At 41.8% G+C, this 23,959-nt stretch carries 23 protein-coding genes and 1 pseudogene; 14 read left to right on the forward strand and 10 right to left on the reverse strand.

Translation table 11 applies throughout. From position 1 onward, the window contains the following. Nucleotides 1–32: 32 nt before the first annotated feature. Complete coding sequence (groES, locus tag V7K38_RS18585; RefSeq protein ID WP_069071443.1) at nt 33–344, reverse strand: co-chaperone GroES; 312 nt, start codon at nt 342–344, stop codon at nt 33–35. Nucleotides 345–1,011: 667 nt separating this feature from the next. Between groES and V7K38_RS18590 the strand changes: the two genes are divergently transcribed. Then, complete coding sequence (locus tag V7K38_RS18590; protein ID WP_334859875.1) at nt 1,012–1,182, forward strand: hypothetical protein; 171 nt, start codon at nt 1,012–1,014, stop codon at nt 1,180–1,182. A gap of 328 nt (nt 1,183–1,510) precedes the next feature. Further along, a complete protein-coding gene (locus V7K38_RS18595; RefSeq protein ID WP_012407592.1) occupies nt 1,511–2,188 on the forward strand; it encodes a response regulator transcription factor in 678 nt (225 codons plus the stop codon). Nucleotides 2,189–2,264: 76 nt separating this feature from the next. Here V7K38_RS18595 and V7K38_RS18600 read toward each other — a convergent pair whose 3' ends face one another. Then, a complete protein-coding gene (locus tag V7K38_RS18600) occupies nt 2,265–2,492 on the reverse strand; it encodes an NIL domain-containing protein (protein WP_334859905.1) in 228 nt (75 codons plus the stop codon). 883 nt (nt 2,493–3,375) lie between these two features. Between V7K38_RS18600 and V7K38_RS18605 the strand changes: the two genes are divergently transcribed. The 3 genes from V7K38_RS18605 (at nt 3,376) to V7K38_RS18615 (ending at nt 6,764) form a co-directional block, all read left to right on the forward strand. Next, entirely contained in the window at nt 3,376–5,094 is a 1,719-nt protein-coding gene (locus V7K38_RS18605) for a serine/threonine protein kinase (RefSeq protein ID WP_334859876.1), read from the forward strand. Beyond that, nucleotides 5,091–5,879: a hypothetical protein gene (locus tag V7K38_RS18610; protein WP_334859877.1), complete on the forward strand. Its 789-nt coding sequence runs from the start codon at nt 5,091–5,093 to the stop codon at nt 5,877–5,879. The genes V7K38_RS18605 and V7K38_RS18610 overlap by 4 nt, the downstream gene beginning before the upstream one ends. 114 nt (nt 5,880–5,993) lie before the next feature. Further along, nucleotides 5,994–6,764 (forward strand): Rpn family recombination-promoting nuclease/putative transposase, encoded by a 771-nt coding sequence (locus tag V7K38_RS18615; protein ID WP_334859878.1) that lies wholly within the window; start codon nt 5,994–5,996, stop codon nt 6,762–6,764. Between the two features lie 150 nt (nt 6,765–6,914). Here V7K38_RS18615 and asnS read toward each other — a convergent pair whose 3' ends face one another. Then, entirely contained in the window at nt 6,915–8,306 is a 1,392-nt protein-coding gene (gene asnS, locus V7K38_RS18620) for an asparagine--tRNA ligase (RefSeq protein WP_334859879.1), read from the reverse strand. 2 nt (nt 8,307–8,308) lie between these two features. After that, nucleotides 8,309–8,671, reverse strand: coding sequence for a hypothetical protein (locus tag V7K38_RS18625; RefSeq protein WP_334859880.1), 363 nt, complete (start codon nt 8,669–8,671; stop codon nt 8,309–8,311). A 44-nt stretch (nt 8,672–8,715) separates the two neighbouring features. Here V7K38_RS18625 and V7K38_RS18630 point away from each other — a divergent pair, with 44 nt between their 5' ends. Together V7K38_RS18630 and V7K38_RS18635 are read left to right on the forward strand one after the other, a co-directional pair. After that, the gene (locus V7K38_RS18630) at nt 8,716–8,994 is read left to right on the forward strand and encodes a DUF6439 family protein (RefSeq protein ID WP_094328229.1); all 279 of its coding nucleotides are present in this window, start codon (nt 8,716–8,718) and stop codon (nt 8,992–8,994) included. Next, nucleotides 8,994–9,146: a hypothetical protein gene (locus V7K38_RS18635; RefSeq protein ID WP_334859881.1), complete on the forward strand. Its 153-nt coding sequence runs from the start codon at nt 8,994–8,996 to the stop codon at nt 9,144–9,146. The genes V7K38_RS18630 and V7K38_RS18635 overlap by 1 nt, the downstream gene beginning before the upstream one ends. Before the next feature lie 278 nt (nt 9,147–9,424). On the opposite strand, the gene V7K38_RS18640 is transcribed toward V7K38_RS18635, so the two are convergent. Together V7K38_RS18640 and rlmD are read right to left on the reverse strand one after the other, a co-directional pair. Next, the gene (locus V7K38_RS18640; RefSeq protein ID WP_322641715.1) at nt 9,425–9,874 is read right to left on the reverse strand and encodes an ATP-binding protein; all 450 of its coding nucleotides are present in this window, start codon (nt 9,872–9,874) and stop codon (nt 9,425–9,427) included. Between the two features lie 391 nt (nt 9,875–10,265). Continuing rightward, entirely contained in the window at nt 10,266–11,672 is a 1,407-nt protein-coding gene (rlmD, locus tag V7K38_RS18645; RefSeq protein ID WP_334859882.1) for a 23S rRNA (uracil(1939)-C(5))-methyltransferase RlmD, read from the reverse strand. 211 nt (nt 11,673–11,883) lie between these two features. Between rlmD and V7K38_RS18650 the strand changes: the two genes are divergently transcribed. The 5 genes from V7K38_RS18650 to V7K38_RS18670 all read left to right on the forward strand — a co-directional run bounded on the left by V7K38_RS18650 (nt 11,884) and on the right by V7K38_RS18670 (nt 18,900). Next, nucleotides 11,884–12,369, forward strand: a complete 486-nt coding sequence (locus tag V7K38_RS18650; RefSeq protein ID WP_094348587.1) for an allophycocyanin subunit alpha-B — start codon at nt 11,884–11,886, stop codon at nt 12,367–12,369. Nucleotides 12,370–13,426: 1,057 nt separating this feature from the next. Continuing rightward, nucleotides 13,427–15,802 carry a phosphoribosylformylglycinamidine synthase subunit PurL gene (gene purL / locus V7K38_RS18655; RefSeq protein ID WP_334859883.1) on the forward strand — a complete coding sequence of 792 codons (2,376 nt, stop codon included), beginning with the start codon at nt 13,427–13,429 and terminating at the stop codon, nt 15,800–15,802. A gap of 349 nt (nt 15,803–16,151) precedes the next feature. After that, nucleotides 16,152–17,651, forward strand: coding sequence for an amidophosphoribosyltransferase (purF, locus tag V7K38_RS18660; RefSeq protein ID WP_334859884.1), 1,500 nt, complete (start codon nt 16,152–16,154; stop codon nt 17,649–17,651). Nucleotides 17,652–17,774: 123 nt separating this feature from the next. Beyond that, nucleotides 17,775–18,341: a Uma2 family endonuclease gene (locus tag V7K38_RS18665; protein WP_334859885.1), complete on the forward strand. Its 567-nt coding sequence runs from the start codon at nt 17,775–17,777 to the stop codon at nt 18,339–18,341. 70 nt (nt 18,342–18,411) lie between these two features. After that, nucleotides 18,412–18,900, forward strand: a complete 489-nt coding sequence (locus V7K38_RS18670; protein ID WP_334859886.1) for a pentapeptide repeat-containing protein — start codon at nt 18,412–18,414, stop codon at nt 18,898–18,900. Nucleotides 18,901–18,980: 80 nt separating this feature from the next. Here V7K38_RS18670 and V7K38_RS18675 read toward each other — a convergent pair whose 3' ends face one another. The 3 genes from V7K38_RS18675 to V7K38_RS18685 all read right to left on the reverse strand — a co-directional run bounded on the left by V7K38_RS18675 (nt 18,981) and on the right by V7K38_RS18685 (nt 20,966). After that, nucleotides 18,981–19,262: a hypothetical protein gene (locus tag V7K38_RS18675; RefSeq protein WP_292700271.1), complete on the reverse strand. Its 282-nt coding sequence runs from the start codon at nt 19,260–19,262 to the stop codon at nt 18,981–18,983. Nucleotides 19,263–19,327: 65 nt separating this feature from the next. Next, entirely contained in the window at nt 19,328–20,374 is a 1,047-nt protein-coding gene (locus tag V7K38_RS18680; RefSeq protein WP_334859887.1) for an ABC transporter permease, read from the reverse strand. 73 nt (nt 20,375–20,447) lie between these two features. Beyond that, nucleotides 20,448–20,966 carry an adenine phosphoribosyltransferase gene (locus tag V7K38_RS18685; protein WP_334859888.1) on the reverse strand — a complete coding sequence of 173 codons (519 nt, stop codon included), beginning with the start codon at nt 20,964–20,966 and terminating at the stop codon, nt 20,448–20,450. A 419-nt stretch (nt 20,967–21,385) separates the two neighbouring features. On the opposite strand from V7K38_RS18685, the gene V7K38_RS18690 reads away from it, so the two are divergent. Together V7K38_RS18690 and V7K38_RS18695 are read left to right on the forward strand one after the other, a co-directional pair. Beyond that, nucleotides 21,386–22,012, forward strand: coding sequence for a DUF3038 domain-containing protein (locus V7K38_RS18690; protein ID WP_334859889.1), 627 nt, complete (start codon nt 21,386–21,388; stop codon nt 22,010–22,012). Continuing rightward, nucleotides 22,009–23,442, forward strand: coding sequence for a DUF4335 domain-containing protein (locus V7K38_RS18695; protein WP_334859890.1), 1,434 nt, complete (start codon nt 22,009–22,011; stop codon nt 23,440–23,442). The genes V7K38_RS18690 and V7K38_RS18695 overlap by 4 nt, the downstream gene beginning before the upstream one ends. Nucleotides 23,443–23,526: 84 nt before the next feature. Here the strand turns inward: V7K38_RS18695 and V7K38_RS18700 are convergent. Beyond that, nucleotides 23,527–23,868: pseudogene (locus tag V7K38_RS18700) on the reverse strand (four helix bundle protein). Between the last annotated feature and the right edge of the window lie 91 nt (nt 23,869–23,959).

A 23,959-nucleotide genomic window follows, 5' to 3' on the forward strand; every position in this document is an offset into this window, starting at 1 on the left:
GCTAATGACTAATGACCAGTAACTAATGACAATTAGATAACGACTGCTAAAATATCTTTTTCAGAAAGCAGTACATATTCTTCTGTGCCGAGTTTGATGTCAGTGCCGGCGTACTTTGAGTACAGCACCTTATCGCCAACTTTAATTTCCAATTCTTGACGGCTACCGTCGTCGTTACGCTTGCCAGGACCAAGGGCAACTACTTCCCCAACCTGGGGCTTTTCCTTGGCGGTATCAGGCAAATACAGACCACCTGCGGTCTTTTCCTCTGAGGCGTTCACTTTTACGAAAACGCGATCGCTCAAAGGTTTAACTGTAGAAACGCTTAAAGATAAAGCTGCCATAATTATTTTCTCCAGAGATTAGCACTCTCAACCCTTGAGTGCTAATTTACCGAAAATTGGCATCCAATGGCAAGAATTCCTTTAGTACGGGTTCCCGAACTAGAATAGGGTTGTACTTAAGTATAAATGCCTAATTATTTTTAATCTGCGGGTTTTGTTCTGTAAGTTACGTATACTTTTATATGGTCAAAGAAAGTCGGGAGGCGAGAGCAGTGAAGAGGTTTCCCAATTCCCAATGACGGCAGTTGCTCCACTTGGGGAAACCCCAAGACCGCACTGCCTCCTCAATGCCCTATTTCCTTGTCAGTCAACTTTATTTGCAAAGCTTGGAAATTGTTATAGAACTGTAATCAGGGAGTTGCTCGATAAGTAATAATACAGCGATCCAATCAAGCCATCAAATCCCCAAAGCCACTAAGTTTCTAGAATATAAAGCCCTGAGTAATTGTGTAGAAAGTTTAGGACTTGCAAAAATTCAGCGACACATTTTTATTTGCGCTGACCAGACAATTGCTAATTGCTGCTCAAAACGAGCTAGTCTGGAATCCTGGGAATACTTAAAAAAGCGAATTAAAGAGTTAAAACTTGATGAGCCGCAACAGAATTATTCCTTATGCATCTATGAACTAAAGCCAACTGCTTGCGCGTTTGTTGTTCTGGACTCATAATGGTGATTTACCCTGATGGTGTCTGGTATCGCCAAGCAAACCTGGAAGTTATTGAGCGGATCGTCCAAGAACACTTAATAGGCAATAAGGTGGTAGAAGAATATGTCTTTTTAACCCATCCTTTGCCAGAAACTTCCCTAGTTTCTTGTGAACACCTCATAGAGGCTTAACAACCAAAGGATATGGAATAGCAGTAGGCTTTAAGAAAGTGCGGGTTGGTTTTAAGGTAGGGTCATCTTTAAGCCAATACTTACTTGTGAGTCAGAAGGATTATTATTTAATCAGTGTTTTTTCGCCCGCCACTTTCAATGCGATATATAATAGCGCATTATAGATACTACTGCTATACGTATCCTTGCTGGACTTTTGCTATCGAGCTATTAGTCTCTTGAAAATGCTCGGCATTTTTAAGACTTCGAAACAGCAAAGGCAAGTTAAGTAGGAAAAAGGACACATCTCGAAATAACCCACCATAGAGGATAAATATTCAAGACTTTGATGGACCGAAGCGCGACAAGTGCCACTGCTATGAAAGAGCCCAGCATGAAAGATCACAAACGACTTCTATTGATTGATGATGACCCTAACCTCATCTTGCTGGTGAAGGATTACTTAGAATTCCGGGGATACGAAGTCATCACCGCCGAAAATGGACGTGAAGCTCTGGAAATTTTAGAGCAAGATGTTCCAGACATGATTATCTGCGACGTGATGATGCCAGAAATGGACGGATATACTTTTGTAGAACAAGTCCGGCAAAACGAACGCACCAGTTGGATTCCGGTTCTTTTCCTTTCAGCTAAGGGACAAAGTGCAGACCGAGTTAAGGGTCTCAATAAAGGTGCTGATGTTTATATGGTCAAGCCCTTTGAACCAGAAGAACTCGTAGCCCAAGTTGAATCCTCGCTGAAACAAACTATCCGTTGGAAAGAACACCAAGCTAAAGGAGGCGAAAACGGTTCCCGCATCCAGGTTCCCTTCGATGTGCAATTAACCCCAACCGAACTGAAAGTAGTCCAGTTTGTCGCTAGGGGTTTAGCTAACCGAGAAATTGCTGAAGAACTAAATGTTAGTCAGCGCACGGTTGAAAGCCATGTGTCCAATATGTTGGGCAAAACCAATCTCCACAACCGCACTGAACTAGCGCGGTGGGCGATTGAAAATCAAATGGCTTAAACAAAGTTAAGAATTAAGAGTTAAAAGTTAGGAGTTATGAATTTTTTAACTCCTAACTCCTAACTCCTAACTAAATCTACCAACCATCTTCTTCAGGGCTAGATTGGTGCAAAACTTCTAAATCCAGTTCATCCAGGTAGGTTAGAGCGCTTTCAATCTGAGAAACAGTACCTCGCAGTTCCAGATCGAAGCAGCTATATTGTGGCACGTTTGCGCTTACCTGAGCATCAGCAATAATGACTATGACTCCATAATGAGAAACCAGTCGTGAAATGACCGATTCCTCGTGTAAGTCTTTAGGAATGCGAACCTAGATACGAGTTTGGGTGCGTCTATTATCTAAAATATCAGTATTAGATTTTACTTGTTTTTTTTGTATCGCCATTCTAGCTTTCTACTCGACTTCTGGGATAAGGGTTTTGCTTTGCACAATTCTTTTAAGACTATCCTCACTTATCCCACGCAAGCAAGCAGAAAGTATTTACCTTGGCAAACTATTAATCTAGATGTAATAAATGTGAAAAATTGCTCGTAATTCGGCAGTTATGAGCTTAATTGTAATTATATAGTGGTTTTCGAGCAGATTTAATATAGCTAATCTATAGGGTTACAACAATTGTTGTAACCCTAATTTGTTGTGTATGAAATTTAAATTTTACCCCTAACCCCTCTCCTTAGCAAGGCTACGGTGTACACACAAGTCGTATTACCCCCCTTATAAAGGGGGGTAATAGCAAATTCGGTTCCCTCCCCTTTATAAGGCTACGGTGTACACACAAGTCTTTGAGAGTTGCTTCGTAGGCTTTTGATCCCCCCAACCCCCCTTAAAAAGGGGGGCAAAAGTCTTTTAAAGTCCCCCTTTTTAAGGGGATCTCCAACTATTTTGGGTTTGTACAAAGATGTGTGTACACCGTAGCCTTTATAAGGGGAGGGTTAGGGTGGGGTAAAACCTTGGTTAGTCAGCTATTTTCAGACTTGTGTATATACCCTAGCCTTAGCAAGGAGAGAGGAGTGTTTGCGTCAGCAAATACGGGGTGAAGTTCAGACTGCATTGCATTGAAGTTAGAACTGCTATATATGTTACTTTGTCAACGTTTTAGGGAACTCTATTAATAGAACCTTATAGGTTTAGCGCTCTGTTTAAATATCAATAAAAATCGATTCTTTAGGATATTTACTTCTGTGTAATGACCTATTGCATAAATCCCCATTGTCCAAAACCTGTTTACCCAATGAATGCAAATAATCTTATTTGCCGTAACTGTGGGTCAGAAATGCTGTTGCAAGGTCGCTATCAGGTACTCAAACAACTAGGACAAGGTGGCTTTGGTAACACTTTTGAAGTTGACGAGCGTGGGAAAACTAAAGTTTTAAAAGTGCTAACCGACAATAACCCCAAAGCTATTGAACTGTTTCAGCAGGAAGCAAGGGTTTTGAGTCAGCTAAACAGTGCGGGTATTCCCAAGGTAGAACCAGATGGTTATTTTACTGTTTTACCTAAAAATAGCTCTCTACCATTGCACTGTTTAGCAATGGAGAAAATTGAAGGCGTAAATTTAGAGCAGTGGATGGAATTTCGTAATTATCAACGTATTTCTGAAGCTAAAGCTCTCAATTGGCTTAAACAACTTGTAGAAATTCTCGCATTAGTACACGCGCATCAATATTTTCATCGTGATATTAAGCCTCAAAATATCATGCTGCGACCAAATGGGCAGCTTGTCTTAATTGATTTTGGTGCAGTTCGACAAGTCACGACGACCATTTTGGCAGGAAATTCCCATACCAGAATTATTTCACAGGGTTATTCCCCGCCAGAGCAACAAAACGGTTATTCAGTACAGCAGTCAGACTTTTTTGCATTGGGACGGACTTTTATTTTTATGCTCACAGGTAAGGAACCCCAGGATAAAGAAATTTATGACCCTTTGACTAACGAGTTGCACTGGCGAAAATATGCCCTCAATCTCTCTCCCCTTTTGGCAGATTTAATCGACCATTTGATAGCTCCTACTGCAAATCATCGTCCTCAAAATACACAAGTGATTTTGCAGAAATTGAGCGAAATAGAAAAAGCGTTAAAAATTCCTAAAATACTATGGCAACAAACGGCAATTCAATCAAACAATGGGTCTAAATCTGCTGCGTCATCTAGTTCTATAGCTACTGTATCAGTCGGTGGAGCTAAATCAGTCAATGCACCTTCTAGCCAGACTCCGAAAAGCCAAAATTTTTGGCAAGTTTTCATCGGCTTAGGAGTCGGATGTTTTGCCGTTTTTATTGCTGCTCTTAACCTACCAAACAATAAAAACCCGGTTTCTGTTTCTCCTGAAGTAAATATCCCAGTAGCTATTCCTAGTTCAGTTCCCTCACCAGTTACCAAAATTTATGAAATCCCAACAAACGCTCAACCTCAACCCACAATAAGCCCTCTAAGTTTGCCTACATCTGACAAACTAGAAACTGAACAAACTCAAATAGAAGAGATAGAAAAACAAAAACTCAAGGCTGCTTTGAAAGCAGAGCAAGAGAGACAAGCGGCTATTCAAAAAGAAGCTGCTGCTACAGCAGAAAGGGAACAGCTAGAAGCTGTGATAAGAGAAAATGAAAATCAAAATGCTTTAGCGCAAAAAGGACAACAAGCTGATAAAGACCGACAGACAAAAATTAAACTTGAAAAGGCTAAACAGGTTTATTTGCAAATTAAGCAACAACCAAAAACAACTGTAATAACCTCAGATATACGGAAATTAACACCTAAACAAGAAGTTCCCAAAAAACAACCAAAAAACACAATAGATACAAAAAGTGATGGGGCTAATATCCCTAATCCTTGGGAATCTACATATCCCATCCCTAAAACTTCTGATGAATTAGAACAAGTAATAAGAGAAGGAAATGAATGATAAATTTTACAGTGAAAAGCTTAATAGCTTTGGTAGGAACTAGCTCGGCTTTGTTGTTAACACCAATGAGAAGTGATGCACAGGTAAATATGAATAGGCTAGCTCAGGTAGCGAAAAGCTGCCAAGAAGATGTACTTTCTTCTAACTATTACGAGCGAATGGAATTTGATCAAAATGTTATTAATTTATTAGTGATTAATAACAAAAATTACAATCAAAAAGTAATCGCATATTGTATAGATAGTCGATATCATTATTCCTTACTTTTAACTAAATATCCTTGGCTTGCTTCAACAGGAGAAATACTGCCTGGATATCCTGGTTCTGTTGTTGTTGGAACTCTAGCAAAGCACATTGGTGCTTATAATAAAACTTCTATTTTAGAGTGTATTACAAATGAAGATGTATCAAGTGAAGAATGCTCTTTTACTAGAAAATTTATTGCTTGGGGAGAACCCTTTCGATATTGGAAAAATAATCCGTCTACTTTAATTGAGAATGAGAATTATCCTGTTATTGTTTGCCCTTCTTGTGTTGTTGCTCATGATCAGGTCTCTGGATCAAAAGAAGAAATTTTAACAGCTTTTATCAAGTGGTTTATTACACTTGATAAACCACAAAGAAGAGAATTGATTTCTCTTTTAGGAGATGGCGATGAAGCTAGTCACTTAAGGCAAGTACTAATAAATCAATCTTCAGAAGCAGTAAATGAATATTCAAGAGTACGCGCAAGAGTTCAGGAGCAGGAACAGGAGCAGCGTAGACAACAGTTACTTGGTAATTAGGTGGTGTTTAAAACAGTGAAGTAGTAAAATTATGTTGGGTTTCCCCTACCTCAACCCAACACCAAAAAATTTAATTTTCTCAAAAATACTCGATACCCTTACTCTACGGTTGCCATGTATGACAATATCTGTAAATTCATTGCCGAAAACTTCAAAGATGACTTAGCAACTTGGTTACTAGGTTCACCGATTAAATTAACAGAACTTAGCCCTACTGAATTATCAAGCGAACCAATTCGCGCCGATTCATTAATTTTATTGCAATCTGATAATTTAGTTCTACATACCGAATTTCAAACTGATGCCGATGAAGACATCCCCTTTCGGATGTTAGATTATCGGGTTAGGGTTTATCGCCGCTTTCCTAACAAAGAAATGCGTCAAGTAGTAATCTATTTGAGAAAAACAAGTTCAGAATTAGTCAATGAAAACAGTTTTAAATTAAACAACACTTATCATCAGTTTGAGGTAATACGCCTGTGGGAACAACCGACAGACAAGTTTATGAGTGTTCCAGGTTTATTACCCTTTGCCGTGCTAAGTCAGACAAACGATCCTACAATGGTATTAACCCAAGTAGCCAAAGCAGTTGAAGCAATTACCGATCGCCAGCTACAAAGAAATATAGCTGCCGCTAGTGGGATTTTAGCAGGTCTGGTGTTAGATAAAAATGTAATTACCAAGATTTTAAGAAGTGAGATTATGCGTGAATCAGTCATTTATCAACAAATCCTAGAAGAAGGCGAAGCCAAGGGTGAAGCTAAAGGTAAAGCAGAAACAACAAGAAAGTTGGCTTTAAATTTGTTGCGAATTGGAATGAGTTTGGAGCAAATTGCTCAAGTTACTGAATTACCTATTGAGCAAATTCAAGCTTTACAAGAGTAAATTCAAAAATCTTAATTTTAACTAATCGCTTTATAAAATACGCGGCTATACAAGCAAAACCCGCATTTGCGGGCTTCAAAGTTTTTATGAGTCCGCACAGACGGACTTTGTTTGTGTAGGCGCGATTTCTAATTGCATGGGTTTCAAATTCTAAAAATCAGCACTTTGTGGTGTACGCGGAAAAGGAATCACATCGCGGATATTCCCCATACCCGTTATAAATTGCACAAGTCGTTCAAAACCTAGTCCGAAACCAGCATGGGGAACAGTACCATAACGACGCAAATCAAGATACCACCACAAATCTTCTGGGTTTAATCCTTGTGCTAACACGCGGCGTTCTAAAACATCTAAACGTTCTTCGCGTTGGGAACCGCCGACAATTTCGCCAATTTTAGGTGCAAGAATATCCATTGCGCGGACGGTTTTTTCATCGTCGTTTAAACGCATATAAAATGCCTTGATTTGCGCTGGATAATCTGTAACGATCGCAGGCTTCTTGAAAAGCTGTTCAGCCAAGTATCGTTCGTGTTCTGATTGTAAATCTAAACCCCAACTCACAGGATATTCAAATTTAACATCGGCTTTTTCTAAAAGTTTGATGGCTTCTGTATAAGTTAAGCGTTCAAATTTATTATTAATAATATTTTCAGCTGTCGCCAACACAGATTTATCAATACGTTCATTGAAAAATTCCATATCTTCTGGACAAGTTTCCAACACATATTTAAATATGTGTTGGAGAAACGCCTCAGCTAAGTCCATATCGCCTTCTAGATCGCAAAAAGCCATTTCCGGCTCAACCATCCAAAATTCTGCTAAGTGGCGCGAAGTGTTGGAATTTTCTGCACGGAAGGTAGGGCCAAAGGTATAGACGTTACTAAACGCCATCGCCATCACTTCTGCTTCCAACTGGCCGCTAACTGTTAAATATGTGGGTTTAGCAAAAAAGTCTTGGCTGTAATCTACTGCTTGGTTTTCTGTGCGGGGAATATTCTTTAAATCTAAACTGGTAACGCTAAACAGTTCACCCGCACCTTCGCAATCGCTAGCGGTGATGATGGGGGTGTGTACCCACAAAAAGCCTCGTTCTTGGAAGAATTGGTGAATTGCTGTCGAACAAGCATTTCTGACGCGGAAAATTGCACCAAAGGAATTAGTCCGCGATCGCAAATGTCCAATGGTTCGCAGAAACTCAAAGGAATGACGTTTCTTTTGCAGGGGATATGTATCGGGATCAGCCTCGCCGTAAACTTTCACTGACTCGGCTTTCAACTCAATCCGTTGTCCTTTACCAAGAGAAGCCACCAATACCCCAGTCACCTCGACAGCCGCACCTGTATTTAATTTTTTCAAGATAGCTTCGTAATCTGGCAAATCCTGATTGATCACGGCTTGCAAATTCGCTAGTGATGAGCCGTCATTGACTTCAATAAAAGCAAACCCTTTGGACTCGCGTTTCGTCCGCACCCAGCCTTGCACTTGGAGAGACTCATCAGGTTGGCCACTTCGCAATATTTCTGCAATCCGTCGATTTACCATATTTATCCAGCATAAGACTTTAATATCCAGCCTATGATAACGCCCATTCCACCAAAGCGGACGACTTGCCAGAAAGGTTTTTTCAGGCTACGCCAAGAAAATAACTGGCTTTCTAAGTTGAGTTCTAGCATTTCCAACTGCTTTTGAATTTGCCGTAACTCTGCTTTGATTTCTGGTGTCTGAGACTTATTGTGCTTTAGTCGATCCCTATGCTGTTGCCATTGTGCCTGTTGCTGGCGATCGCGTTGCACTTGATCGTAACGTTCTTTTAAGGATAGGAGCGATCGCTCTACTTCCTCTAGTTCTTGTTCAAAATTTGGTTCGGGATTTTCTGGTGACGGCTGTGATTGTTTTGGCGGCTTCATTTACAAGTAGTAAAGTAGAAGTAAATGCTTATGTGCCAATAGTTATGTCCCAATCTACCCAGCTGCCGAAAACCAGTCAACTGAATGAACTTAGTACTCTGGAACTAGCTCAAGCCCTCATGGAAAGACTGAGTATTTCCCCTAACGATTGGCATCGCCTCAAGTCTAACCGCAATTCCCGCGCTAATGAACAAGTGGCAGCAGCTATTGTGTATCTTTTGAAGAATCAGCCACAAGAAGCTCAAGCTAGATTAGAACAGGCAATTGGTTGGTTAGATCGCTCCATTTCTGCCCCTCCCTGCCCAACTCACGGAAAAAGTTAATGGATCGAGAAGCTTTAGAAAAACGTAATCGTTCTGAGGCTTTGATTTTGCTAGCAGAACGATTACTTCAAAAGTTAGAGCGAGGTTTCAACTCACAGTTTCCTTTTAATCATCGCCAGCGCATCAAAACCCTAATTCGGGAACTATCTTAGTCTCTAGCGCAAGACAATGACCAGAAAATTGACCAATCTTATAACAATCTTAAGGTTGTATTACAACTAGATCATTTGGATCAACATGAGGATGATCCGTGGGAGTCAGACGATGATATTTCTGGAGGTTCTACTGCAATTCCAAATCCACAAAAACCAAGTCCAAAACCAGGAACAAATGACTCAGAAGAGTTACCGCCAATAGACAATACTTTTTATTGAATCCTAAAATGAGGAGTTAAGACTTTAAAACTTCTAACTCCTCACTCCTGAGTAAGTCACCGTCGCAGAGATAGTCCTCGGCGATTTTCCATTTGTTTACAAAGCCTCAATTCTGTGCCTTTGCGGTTCCACTCTACCCGATCAAAAATTTGATGGAGAAGACATAAACCACGACCACTTTCTGATTCATCTGGTGGTAAATAGTCTGTTGGTTCTTCTTCGATCGTAGATGAAGGACTAAAGCCGCTACCCTGGTCTGATATTATCCACCAATATTGATTATCTATTAAGGAAAAACGGACTAGAACTGTTTTACTTGGATCGAGATTATTGCCATGTTTAGCCGCATTTACTAGGGCTTCTTGAAGTCCTAGCCGCAGTTCAGCTTGTAATTTAGCTGGGATTTCTGCCAACAGTAAATCTAGGATTGGACAAAGGTAGAGGGTTGAGGCAAAACTAATAGTGCCCCAATAACGTGCAACTGGACGGAGTGAAATTGTAATCACAAGAGAAACCCCATAGCTTTCAGTTAGCTAGACATCAGTTTGCTATTACAGGCACCCTGATAAAACTTGAGGTGGTCATGCTGCCTTCAAACTTGCGTCTTTAAAACTAAATTTTGAAAATGCTAGGGAGCATTAGCTTTATAGTATGAGTTGGAATTGCTTAGATATATAACGGCTGGAATAGTTTTGATAATGAATTCTAGCAACTTAAAAAGGTGCGAGTAATTTGACAGAGTATTGGAGTACTCTATTTGATTGCCGATTTTTAATTTACACAATCCAATTCATATTTCTAATAACCTATGCAACTTGAATTTATTTAAACAAAAAGAATTTTTATTTTTAGCTTAATTCAATTTTAGCATCTTTAGTATGCACTAGACTAAAAATTTCAAATTTCAGTTTTTGTAAAGGAATTACTATCGTTGTGCAAATGCGATCGCACAAGAAAGGCGGCAGCTTCAACATGAGCAGTTTGAGGAAAAAAATCAGCAGGTTGTACCCGTGTGATAGTATATTGCCCATCTTGACAAAGCAATTTCAGGTCGCGTGCGAGGGTAGCTACTTTACAGCTGACGTAAACTATCCGAGATGGTTTCAATTGCCGTAAAGTGTCTATGACAGCACGATCGCACCCCTTACGTGGCGGATCGAGTATTACTACTTCTGGTATTGTGCCCATTTTTGGAAGCAATTTCTCTACTGCCCCGACTTGGAATGTCACATTATCAATTCCGTTGCGGTGGGCATTCAAAATAGCTTGTTCTACTGCTGCTGGTTGCACTTCTAATCCTGTAGCAATACGAACTTTTTTGGCGAGGGGTAAAGTTAAAGTCCCAATACCACAATAGGCATCAACTAGCAACTCATGCCCTTGAAGATTGAGTTCTGATTGAATTATCTGCAATAGTGCTTCTGCTGTTTCTGTGTACACCTGGAAAAAGGTATCTGGGCGCACTTGAAATTCCAGTCCAGCAAAATTCTCACGCAGGTGTGGGACTCCAGCGATGCAACGGGTTTCTGATCCAAAGATAGCATTTGTGCGATCGCCATTGCGATTGAGTGACACTCCCACTAACTGGGGATAGCGCTTTAACCATTCCTGGGCTTGGGTTTCAATTCCTGATAAATTCCAGTCTTTTACCACCAAAGTCAGCAGCATTTCCCCGGTGTGTCGGCCAATGCGTAAACCGAGATGGCGAATTTGTCCAAGATGGCGTTGTTCGTCATAGATTCGCCAACCCTTTTGTTGAATATCCTGCTTGACTTCGGCAAGTAAAGGATTTAATCGCCCATCTTGGACTGGACATTGATTTAAGTTAATTAATTGGTGACTACCTTTTTGGTAATAACCAGCTTGTACCTGTCCTGTTGCCGATATCCCCAGAGGATATGTAGATTTATTACGATAACCTAAAGCTGAAGGGGCGGCGAGTACCGGATCTACCGGTGGTTGGACAAAACCGCCAATACGTTCTAAAGCTTGGATAACTTGATTTTGCTTGGCTACTAACTGGTAGTCATAATTAATATGCTGCCACTGGCAACCACCGCATTTATCCGCCACAATACAATTGGGTCGGATACGGTGGGAGGATGGCTCTAATAGCTGCTGGAGCTTCCCGTGGGCGTATTTTGGTTTAACATGAACCAAGCGGATAATGGCGCGATCGCCTGGTACAGTATCTGGGACAAACACAACACGCTCATCAGCACGTCCCACTCCATCGCCTGTATCACTCAGATTAGCGATCGTCACTTCAATTAATTCGCCCTGTTGCCAAATTGTTTTAGTCATTAGTCATTAGTCATTAGTCATTAGTCATTAGTCATTGGGCATTGGGCATTGGGCATTGGGAATTAGTTATTTTTTCTTGCTCCCCCTGCTCCGTCTGCTCCCCCTGCTCCCCAAACAGATAAATTCAATACATAAGTAACTCCTATCTCTTCACTTGTGTACCTCCAACTCGCTAAACTAACAGATAATATTTCAGGTGATTTCAATCATCATGACTGTAATTAGCCAAGTTATTCTCAAAGCCGACGACGAACTGCGTTATCCCAGCAGTGGCGAACTGAAAAATATCAAAGACTTTTTGCAAACCGGCGTACAACGGACGCGGATTGCGGCTACCTTAGCCGAAAATGAAAAAAAGATAGTTCAGGAAGCAACTAAACAACTTTGGCAAAAGCGTCCTGACTTTATCTCCCCCGGAGGTAATGCTTACGGAGAACGCCAGCGCTCTCTATGTATCCGCGATTTTGGCTGGTACTTACGTCTAATTACTTATGGTGTGCTTGCTGGCGACAAAGAACCAATTGAAAAAATCGGTTTGATTGGTGTGCGAGAAATGTACAATTCATTGGGCGTTCCCGTACCTGGAATGGTAGAAGCAATCAATTCCCTCAAAACAGCTTCCCTTAGCTTACTGAGTGCGGAAGACGCTGCTGAAGCAGCACCTTACTTTGATTACATCATTCAAGCAATGTCTTAATACAAAGTATGTGCTAGTTCTAAGAGTATACTTCCGGTCTAATAGAGTGAGTGCAGAATATTAGCACTCGATAGACATAAGATACCGAATTTGATCGTACACTCCCCACATTTGGTAGTGGCTGTGGCAAAGTTTTTGTCAAGTTACTAACCAGTTGTGGGGAAATTTATCTAAGTATATTTATGGGATTATGGGACATTTCTCAAAGGATCGAGGATATACAGACATAAAAAACCGACACTCCTTAGATAAAGGCTGTCGGCAATTAAGTGTGTTCCCTATTAATGACTCGGCTAGAGTTCAGTTACTATTAATTATGCTTAGTTAGCGATTGCTGGGAGACGATCCTAATCATAGATATGTGTGATTCTCGTCACTTGATAGTTACAACAAAACTGCATGTACCCGAATAATCTCTAAGTCTAAGTAGATATTGATGATTTAAAGTGTCTGAGTTTGCATCTAGCCTACGTAGCTAAGTTTATAACATCAAGACTATCTGATTGTGAACCATTCGGTAAATTAGTCTCGTCATAACTCACCAGACGCAACTTGTAAATAAAATTACCTAAGTAAGTTGGCACAATAAAACCAAACTGTGTGAAGAAAAGTAAATAAGGCTCAAACCCTTTTCCCCCTGCTCCCTGCCTTATCCAAACGATACTTATTTACGCCGACTTACTTACTCTTGTTCATCCATCCCCGCGTTCATTTCAAAATCATTCAACAATAGAAAACTTTCATTGCAGGGCGATCAATGGGTTTATTACCATCAATGAAAGGATGGTTTTTTATTGGGGAAAACCAATCGCAGAAGCTTTTTTAACTATTGTAGGGTAAAGTAACTCACCAGTAAACGTCATTTGTGGTTGAGCGATCGCTTAAATCGCTTAAACCGCTACAGTTTAAACTGAACGCAAGAGCAAGCTCATAACTTGGTTAGTCAAATAGTTCAGAAAGAAATATTCAAAAAAGAGTTATCTGCATTTCTATAACTACACCTACAGAGCAACTAAATCGGTAGAATAATGCTCTGTACAATTGGTGCATTATTTCCATGACCGCCACATCTCCTACTCCCTTTTCTCCCCAAGAAATCGCTGCTGAAGGTTTGAAGCCAGAAGAATACGCAGAAATTGTCCGTCGATTAGGGCGTGAACCCAACAAAGCTGAATTAGGAATGTTTGGGGTAATGTGGTCAGAGCATTGCTGTTACAAAAATTCTCGACCTCTACTCAAACAATTTCCTACTGAGGGGCCCCGCATCCTCGTGGGCCCCGGTGAAAATGCTGGTGTTGTAGATTTGGGTGACGGACTCCAACTAGCTTTTAAGATTGAATCGCACAACCACCCCTCAGCTGTAGAACCATTTCAAGGTGCAGCAACGGGAGTAGGCGGTATTCTCAGAGATATTTTTACAATGGGTGCGCGTCCCATTGCTCTATTAAATTCCCTACGCTTCGGTTCCCTAGAAGATGCCAAAACTCAAAGGCTGTTCCAAGGGGTAGTGGCGGGGATTTCACATTATGGAAATTGCGTTGGCGTACCCACCATTGGCGGTGAAGTTTACTTTGATCCGGCTTATTCTGGTAATCCCCTGGTGAATGTTATGGCACTAGGGTTGATGGAAACATCAGAAATCGTCAAATCTGGGGCATCTGGCTTAGGAAACCCGGTGCTGTATGTTGGTTCCACCACCGGGCGCGACGGTATGGGAGGTGCAAGTTTTGCCAGTGCAGAATTGAGCGATCGCTCAATAGACAATCGCCCCGCAGTGCAAGTGGGCGATCCATTTTTGGAAAAGTCTTTAATTGAAGCTTGTCTGGAGGCATTTAAGACGGGTGCGGTTGTCGCCGCCCAAGATATGGGAGCAGCCGGTATCACCTGTTCTACATCAGAGATGGCGGCAAAAGGCGGTGTGGGAATTGAACTAGATTTAGATAAGATTCCTGCAAGAGAAATGGGGATGGTTCCTTATGAATATCTGCTTTCAGAATCTCAAGAACGAATGCTGTTTGTTGCCCACAAGGGGCGTGAGCAGGAGTTAATCGATATTTTCCACCGTTGGGGACTTCAAGCCGTTGTCGCTGGTACTGTTATCGCTGAACCCATTGTGCGGATTCTCTTTCAGGGTGAAGTCGCAGCAGAAATTCCTGCTGAGGCTTTGGCGGAGAATACCCCACTATATAATCGGGAATTGTTGACAGAACCGCCAGAATATGCACGTCAAGCTTGGGAATGGACACCTGATTCCTTACCTCCTTGCACAACTACTGGAATAGAACTGCAAGAAGGCGGGCAAAGTTGGAATGATATTCTGTTAACTTTGCTCGATACACCCACGATCGCATCTAAAAACTGGGTATATCGTCAGTATGACCATCAAGTACAAAATAATACAGTAATACTACCAGGTGGCGCTGATGCAGCTGTTATCCGTTTGCGCCCCCTTGAAGAAATCCCCAATCTAAAATCTAAAATCCCAAATCTAAAATTAGGGGTGGCGGCAACAGTAGATTGCAATCCTCGTTATGTTTATCTTGACCCTTACGAGGGAGCTAAGGCAGTGGTGGCAGAAGCTGCACGCAATCTTAGTTGTGTGGGTGCAGAACCTCTAGCAGTGACGGATAACCTAAATTTTGGCTCTCCAGAAAAACCGATTGGTTATTGGCAATTAGCAGAAGCTTGTCGCGGTTTGGCAGAAGGTTGCCGAGAATTGGCAACACCAGTCACAGGTGGAAATGTCTCTTTGTACAATGAAACTCTCGATTCTCAAGGCATTCCACAACCTATTTATCCCACTCCTGTAGTGGGCATGGTGGGCTTGATTCCCGATATCACCAAAATTTGTGGACAAGGTTGGCAAGAATCCGGCGATGTTATTTATCTTCTCGGATTGCCTCTGGCATCCAAAATCAGTTTGGGAGCATCTGAGTATTTAGCCGCTATCCACGGGACTGTTGCTGGAAAACCGCCACGGGTAGATTTTGACTTGGAACGCCGCGTCCAAAAAGTTTGTCGTGAAGGAATTCGTAATGGTTGGATACGTTCAGCCCATGATTCTGCTGAGGGGGGAGTAGCGATCGCATTAGCAGAATGTTGTATCGCTGGCAACCTTGGTGCCGAAATCAATTTAGAAATAACACCAACCCAGTTAAACCGAGTGGATGAGGTGCTGTTTGCCGAAGGTGGTGCCAGGATTATAGTTTCTGTAACATCGACACACCAAGCAATTTGGGAATCATACTTACAGGAACATCTCGGTCAACAGTGGCAATTACTAGGTACAGTTGGCAATTTTGAGACGGGTTTGGGGGTTTTCACCACTGATAATCAGGTCTTAATCAAAGTTAGTATCGAAGATATGAGCGATCGCTATTTCCATGCGATCGTCAGGCGGCTCACCACCCACACCACTATTTCTGAGTCCTGAGTATTTAAACTTCACTCAGAAATCACCACTAATCACTCAGAACTTTTAGCGTCTCTGGGCATAATTACGGTACTGTTTTAATAGATGGTTAAAGATTTATTAAGAAATCAATAACAATCTATACACATAATCCCTGTGACTAACTAATTCGTAATTCGTAATTCGTAATTGAAGCATACAAGCTCCTTGATTGGTGAATGAAAACACAAAAGCTCGTAGCGCCCTATTTCAAGCCTTGTAAGGATTTAGCAATGCTAAATCCCTGCAATCATGGGGTAATAATTACGAATTATGAATTATCAATTACGAATTATTTTGACTTGACCCCCCCACCAGGAGCAAAGCTAGCATGACCTCTATTCATTCTGTCACTTCGGATGAATACCCCGACCCTACCAACAACCCAATCAATAGTCATGAAAATCAGCCTGACAAGCCAGAAGAAGCTTGTGGTGTTTTTGGCATCTACGCACCAAAAGAAAACGTTGCTAAACTGACCTACTTTGGATTGTACGCCCTCCAGCATCGGGGTCAAGAATCAGCTGGAATTGCTACTTTTGAGGGAACACAAGTCCATCTCCACAAAGATATGGGCTTAGTGTCTCAAGTCTTCAATGAATCCGTTTTGGATCAATTACCTGGTAGCCTTGCTGTTGGTCACACTCGTTATTCCACCACAGGTTCTAGCCGCAAAGTTAATGCCCAACCCGCAGTTCTGGAAACTCGTTTAGGTTCATTAGCTCTTGCACACAATGGTAATTTAGTCAATACAGTGCAACTGCGTCAAGAGTTGCTTGAGAAAAAATACAACTTAGTTACCACAACAGACTCAGAAATGATTGCTTTTGCGATCGCAGAAGCCGTCAACGCTGGTGCAGATTGGCTAGAAGGTTCAATTCAGGCATTTCACCGTTGCCAAGGAGCCTTTAGTTTAGTTATTGGCACTCCTAACGGAGTTATGGGTGTCCGTGACACCAATGGTATTCGTCCCCTGGTAATTGGGACTTTAGCCGGTAATCCAGTTCGTTACGTTTTGGCATCTGAGACTTGTGGTTTAGACATCATTGGAGCGGAATACCTGCGAGATGTAGAACCAGGCGAATTAGTTTGGATTACTGAAGAAGGTTTGGCTTCCTATCATTGGAGTCAACAGCCTCAAAGGAAATTGTGTATTTTTGAGATGATTTACTTTGCCCGCCCTGATAGCATCATGCACAACGAGAGTTTGTACAGCTATCGGATGCGGTTAGGACATAAACTAGCTAAAGAATCTTGTGTTGATGCCGATATAGTCTTTGGTGTTCCTGATTCTGGTATCCCTGCTGCGATCGGATTTTCCCAAGCTTCTGGTGTAGCTTACGCCGAAGGACTGATTAAAAATCGCTATGTTGGACGAACTTTTATTCAGCCAACCCAAACCATGCGCGAGTCAGGTATCCGCATGAAACTTAACCCACTTAAAGATGTGTTGGCGGGTAAACGAGTAATTATTGTTGATGACTCTATTGTTCGCGGTACTACCAGCCGTAAACTAGTCAAAACCTTGCGTGAAGCGGGTGCAGTGGAAGTACACATGCGAATCTCCTCTCCGCCAGTAACTCACCCCTGCTTCTATGGCATTGATACCGATTCTCAGGATCAGCTGATTGCTGCTACCAAGTCAGTAGCGGAAATTGCCAAGCAACTGGAAGTAGATAGCCTCGCCTATCTGAGTTGGGAAGGAATGCTAGAAGCGACAAGAGAAGACACCAATAGTTTCTGCTCTGCTTGCTTTACTGGAGATTATCCCGTAGCGATTCCTGAGCCAGTGAAGCGTTCTAAGTTGAGTTTAGAAAAGGTAGTGGTGTAGACGCTGGGAGCATTAGGGAGATGAGGGAGTTAGGAGGAGAAAGGCGTGAATAATTCCTAACTCCTAACTAATGCCCCATTTTCACTCAGGCTAAAATAAGTAAATCCTTAATAAAGATGGTTTATGAACCAGCCGATATCTGAGAGAGTGCGCTGGACTACCGCCGATTTAGAGTTGTTTCCAGATAACGGGAATCGCTATGAAATTATTGACGGAGAATTGTTTGTGACCAGAGCGCCTCACTGGAATCATCAAAAAGTCTGTGTGAGAATTATGGCTCCATTGGATATCTGGTCACAAGCTACTTCTTTGGGACAAGTTGTACCTGCTCCAGGCTTAATCTTTGGCGATAATGATAATGTGATTCCTGATGTTGTCTGGGTTAGTAATCAAAGATTGTCCCTACTTTTAGACGAGGCGGGGCATTTGACTGGTGCGCCAGAACTGGTAATAGAGGTACTGTCTGCTGGGATTGAAAACGAAAAGCGTGACAGGGAATTTAAACTAAAGCTTTACTCAGCAAGAGGTGTTAGAGAATATTGGATTGTGGATTGGCGCAACCAACAGGTGGAAGTTTATCGACGCGAACAAGCGAGTTTAAAGTTAGTTGCTACCTTGTTCAATGGTGATGAGTTGAACTCACCCATATTGCCTGATTTTACTTGTGCGATCGCATCTCTCTTTGCTTAACAAAATAGCAAGCGATCGGTGAAGGTGAGTGCGCTATCTTTTAATATATTAATTAATGCGGAATTGAGGTATGGATGCTGAGGAATTACTCAGACGTTATGCTGCTGGAGATAGAGATTTTACTGGGGTTGATTTGAGTAACGCTAACTTGAGTAGAACCGACTTGCGGGGTATTAATCTGAGTAGAGCTTACTTGGATGGTGCAAACCTAAGGGATGCTAACCTCTGTGGGGCTTGTTTGGTAGGTACTCACTTCGAGGCTACTGAAATGATTAATACTGATCTCAGACAGGCTAATCTAAGTGATAGTTATCTGAGTGCGGATCTGAGTGGGGCTAATCTCAGTGGTGCTGACCTAAATAGGGCTGACCTGTATAGCGCCTCTTTGGAGAATGCTCTGTTGATTGGGGCTGATCTCTCCTACGCCAAGTTGGAGGCTGCTATTTTTGATGGGGCTAACCTCAGCTATGCTAACTTGACGGGTAGTACTGATGGTGATGTCAATGATACTATTCTTGATCGCACCATCATGTGGGATGGAAGTATTGGAAATAATTAATGCGATCGCTCCCCTCGCCAATTGAGAAACGAAACCCAACATTTATCACCGATATCCAATTAAAAAATCGAAAGTACAGCTTAACTGTGCTGTAAAAACTCAATCTTTGGCAATAACGGATCAGTCACAATACCCACACCGCTAAAACCCCAGCGTTTGAGCAAGTTTCCTAACTGTGTACGCGCAATAGATTCCACAGTAAAACGATTTGCCAATTCTGCCGCATGGGTATTGAGGTAGCTAAGGGCATCAAAGTTTTCCTGGAACAGCAATAAATAACCTGATGTTTCGGTGTCAGGACGAGCTATGAGATAATTTCCGTCAGTTTTTGAGCGCACCAAGTAATAGACTTCGGACAACATGGAGATAGGGATGGGGAGAGTGGGATTAAACCAATGACAAATGACTAATGACAAATGACTAATGACTAATTGAGATTTTCTAGGCGAATGCGTGGATCGGCGGCTTTTAACATTAAATCGGCGATTAAATTACCAGCAATCAGCAACACTGCGCCCATTACCAAGCTTGCCATTAACAAATATAAATCTTGAGCCTGTAAAGCCTGTAAAGTCAATCTCCCTAAACCGGGCCAGTTGAAGAAAAATTCGGCAATGAAAGCACCGTTTAATAAACCAGCTAATTCAAAACCCAACAAGGTAATCAAGGGATTTATCGCATTGCGGAGAGCGTGAACGTAGATTACACGATTTTCTGGTAATCCTTTGGCACGAGCCGTTTGGATGTAATCTTGCCGCAAAACATCCAATAATTCGCCGCGAGTGATGCGTTGTAAACCAGCAAAACTAGTAATTGAGAGGGCGATCGTAGGTAAAATCATGTGCCAGCCGACATCTAAGATTTTGCCAAACCACGTTAGTTCTGAGTGATTAATGCTAGTCATGCTACCCACGGGGAATAAGGGCGAGGTGATTTGGGCTAAAACCAGTAGTGCTAAGGCAGTGATGAAACTGGGAAAACCTTGTCCGGCATAGCTAATAACCTGTAAAATCCGGTCTGCTAGCTTATTTTGGTTAACAGCAGCAAAAATTCCTAGAGGGATAGCGATCGCCCATGTGACAATTAAAGATGCGATCGCTAATAATAAAGTCGCTGGTACGCGTTCCCACAACAGCGATGCCACTGAACGTTGATAAATAAAACTCGTGCCAAAATCACCTTTTGTCAAGATTCGCCATATCCATAGCCAAAACTGCTCTGGCCAAGACTTATCCAGACCAAACTGCCGCTTTATTTCCTCAATTCTTTCTGGAGATATTTTCGGGTTTTGCCGCAGCGTATCTACATAATCCCCTGGAGCGAGTTGGATAATGAAAAACGACAACGCTGATGCCAAAAACAAAGTCAGTAGTGCCTGCAATACCCGCTTTGCCACATAAATAAAAGTTTCGTCCGTGACTAGCCTAATTAGCCAATCCCGCCCTGTCTCCAAGGAAATTCTCGTAGATGTCATTTGTCCTTTGTCCTTTGTTATTTGTTATTTGTCCTTTGCTAATGACCAATGACTAATGACCAATGACAAATAACTAATATTCGATTAAAGAGATAATCGGCACGTCCGGCAGATATTTACGCCCTTCTAAATCCCGTAGCTCGATAATAAACCCAAATCCTACTAATTCGCAGCTAATCTTCTGTACTAACTTTGCTGTTGCACTCGCAGTTCCACCCGTGGCAATCAAATCGTCCACAATCAAAACTCGGCTACCGTGATGTAAAGCATCTTGATGAATTTCCAGGCAGTCAGTACCATATTCTAGATCGTATTCAATTGAGTGAACTGCTGCTGGTAACTTACCTCTTTTGCGGATGGGAATAAAACCAGCCCCTAATTTATAAGCCAGAGGTGAGCCAAAAATAAATCCCCTCGACTCTATACCAATTACGTAATCTGGCTTTATTTCAGCTTCATTACATTTTTGTGTTAAAAAGTCAATAGTATAGCGTAATCCCTCTGGATCGCGCAGTAATGTAGTAATATCCCGAAATAAAATTCCGGGTTTGGGAAAATCTGGAATGTCACGAACGAGAGACTTTAAATCCATAAAAAGGGAATGGGGAATGGGGAATGGGAAGAAGAGGAGTAGGGTAAGTATGGAAAAAAGAAGTATTGATTATTGACCAATGCCCAATGCCAAATGCCCAATGCCCAATTTTCAGATACCTGAAAAATCGTACACTATAATGTCATACGCTGGGGGTCGGGGCTGAAGCTTCGCGCTTTATTGACGATAATTAGAATCTAAACCAAGCTAGAAAAGGTACTGCACTAAGAAATGAGGTGAATTGATTTATGTTTTTAAAAGTTTGATTTCAATATAGGGAAAACTGTGAGTAGAAAGAGTTAAGTAATGTATATATCAGGTAGTCATGCTACTGCTACAAGTCTAACGCTCAAGTCTTGGCTATCGATATTAAATTTGTTTTATCTAGTCTGTTAGAACCGCACAAGGTATTTTATAGAATGAATGTCTCAGCAAGTTTAACGCCGTTCAACAGTCCAACTCAAGATTCACTGCCGACGATTCTGGACACTTTGCCAGATCCTGCGATCGCTTCCAAGACTTGTCCTCGAAGAACACGGTTGCAAATTGACCTGATTTTATTGGCAATTGAAGCTTTAGAGCTTGGTGGTTCGGAAGCAATCTTAAGTTTTGCTCAAGAGTTGGATCTCAAAGGAATTGTTAAAGACAGGGTGAATTTATGGCGGATGCGTAGCTCTAATCCGCTACGGAGAGCGCATATCCGCCGTCCCTTAACTATCATGGAAGCAAAAGCTCTGGTAGTCATTGCTTGCTACATAGCGCGGCGTTTAACTGTTGTCATTCGCCAGTTATTAATGATATGTCAACAAATGGAAGAAAAGCAGATTCCACTAGAACAGAATTTGCGTCTATCTAATTATCTAGAGCGGTTTAGAGCGCATTTTAAGAGCCGGATGAATACTCGACGTTCTGGTGTACTAGCATTAACTTCAGATGAAAAATTAGATGAGCTAGCTATAAATTTGTTAGGACAATTACTATTTTGTACTGGTACAGCTGGAATGCAGCGATTCTGGATTAGTCTTTTTGACGGTGAAGTGGAATGAATATTCAACGTAAGTACAGTCTACCCAATTGTACACTGCTTTTAGAAGGCTTAAGTGATGTCACTAGGGCTGCACAGTTCCAGGAAATGCGCCCGGAATTATCAATATTGGTAAATGCAGAATGCTATTTATCTGGTTATAATCAGCCCCTAACTGGAGGGCGGGAATTTTTTGAAAGTTTGGTGAGGGCTGTTAGTGGCTATGCCCAAGAATTTTTAAGTAGTGTACCTAATCCCCAAGCACACAACCAGGAATCGGAGCTAGTAGAGTTTCGGAAAGTTGATAGCAACCGACACAGATTAATTATCCATTCCGAAGGAACTCCAGAGGGGTTTGATCGCTCTAACAATTCCAAACATCCGCCGATTGAAATAGATTTGAATACGGTACAGTTGTTTGATTTAGTCGAAGCAGTGGATCAGTTTTTTGCTGATACCCAAACTTTACCTGAACTTTCTCTAGAATTACAACCAGTTACCAGACGCTATGGCGGTGCTAGTCAAGCTTTGGTTAGACAAGCTGTACCTGCTGCTGTGGGTGTGTCAAGTTTAGCAGTCGCTGCGATCGCCTTTAACTTGATTCCACCTCCCCAACTGCGTCCACCGCAGCCAAAAACAGATGAGCAAAGTAGCTCTACAACAAACAATATCGCTCCTCCAGCATCAGCTGCTGCAACACCCATCGCTGCTGAAACGCCTACACTAACGCCTACAACTAATACAAAGCCGACGACAGTTAAAGATTTAGAAGCACTTTTAAATACAGTTCCAGAAATTACCGATCCATCCCAGTTGCGTGCATTGAATCGTCAAGTTTATAACCAAGTTCATCCAGCTTGGGCTAATCGCTCAGGATTGCAACAAGATTTGATTTATCGTCTGGGTGTAGCTGCGGATGGTGCGATCGTTGGTTATAAAGCGGTGAATAAAGAGGCGAATCTAGAAGTAGGTAAAACTCCTCTGCCTAACGTACTTTACAATCCAGCTACCCGCCCTCCCATTTCCAATGAACCGATCGCCCAATTTCGAGTAGTCTTTACTACGCAAGGAGTACTGCAAGTTAGCCCTTGGCGGGGATATGCTAGAACGCCAGAGGTAGTGGGTACAAAAATTACCGACTCTAATATAGTCAAAAATTTAAACCAAAAGCTTTATAGTACAGTTCGGCAAACTTGGAGTGGCAAACCCACCTTTACGCGAGATTTGAAATATCGGGTAGCAGTCAACAAAGACGCTGTAATTGCTGACTATGAACCACTCAACCAAGTTGCCTTTGACTATTTTAGGGAAACACCTCTTCCGAAAATGTTCAACGCTATCTACGGCTCCAATGTAGCAGCCCCCAACGATAAAGAACCTCTCGCCCACTTTCAAGTAATATTCAAGCCTAACGGCAACCTGGAAGTTACGCCTTGGAAGGGATATCAGTAATTGGGAATTGGGAATGGGCATGGGGCATTGGGGAGAGAATTAAGTTTCTATTGCTTATTGCCTATTGCCTATTGCCTATGGATTTTAGATAAGCATTAAGCTTGGTAACAGTTCATCAATAATTGGTTTAAATCTGCTTATTTGTTCTTTTATCAATAACTGTCTGGCGTAGGCTAACCTCAACCAACTGATAGTTTCATACAAAGACCCTCTCGCAATCTTGACAAAACGTCGATTCTCTTAGTCGTTGTATCTACCTCTACCTTCTGCGATGTTCGCACAAACACTATCAGCAGATCGAACAATTTGCTTGCCCAGTGTATCTTTAGTCAAATTGTCCCATCCTTTAACAATATGCCAAATTTCATTAGCTAGCTTTTCAGCGAGATGATAAACTTCTAAGTCCTCAAAATCAGGTCTTCTCACAAAAGCCCATTGATCGTTTATTGAATAGTTCCCAATGGCCAATTCTCAATGCCCAATGCCCAATGCCCAATTCCCAATTCCCAATTCCCAA

Origin of the sequence: Nostoc sp. (genome assembly GCF_036917465.1) — a bacterium.
Lineage (GTDB): Bacteria > Cyanobacteriota > Cyanobacteriia > Cyanobacteriales > Nostocaceae > Nostoc.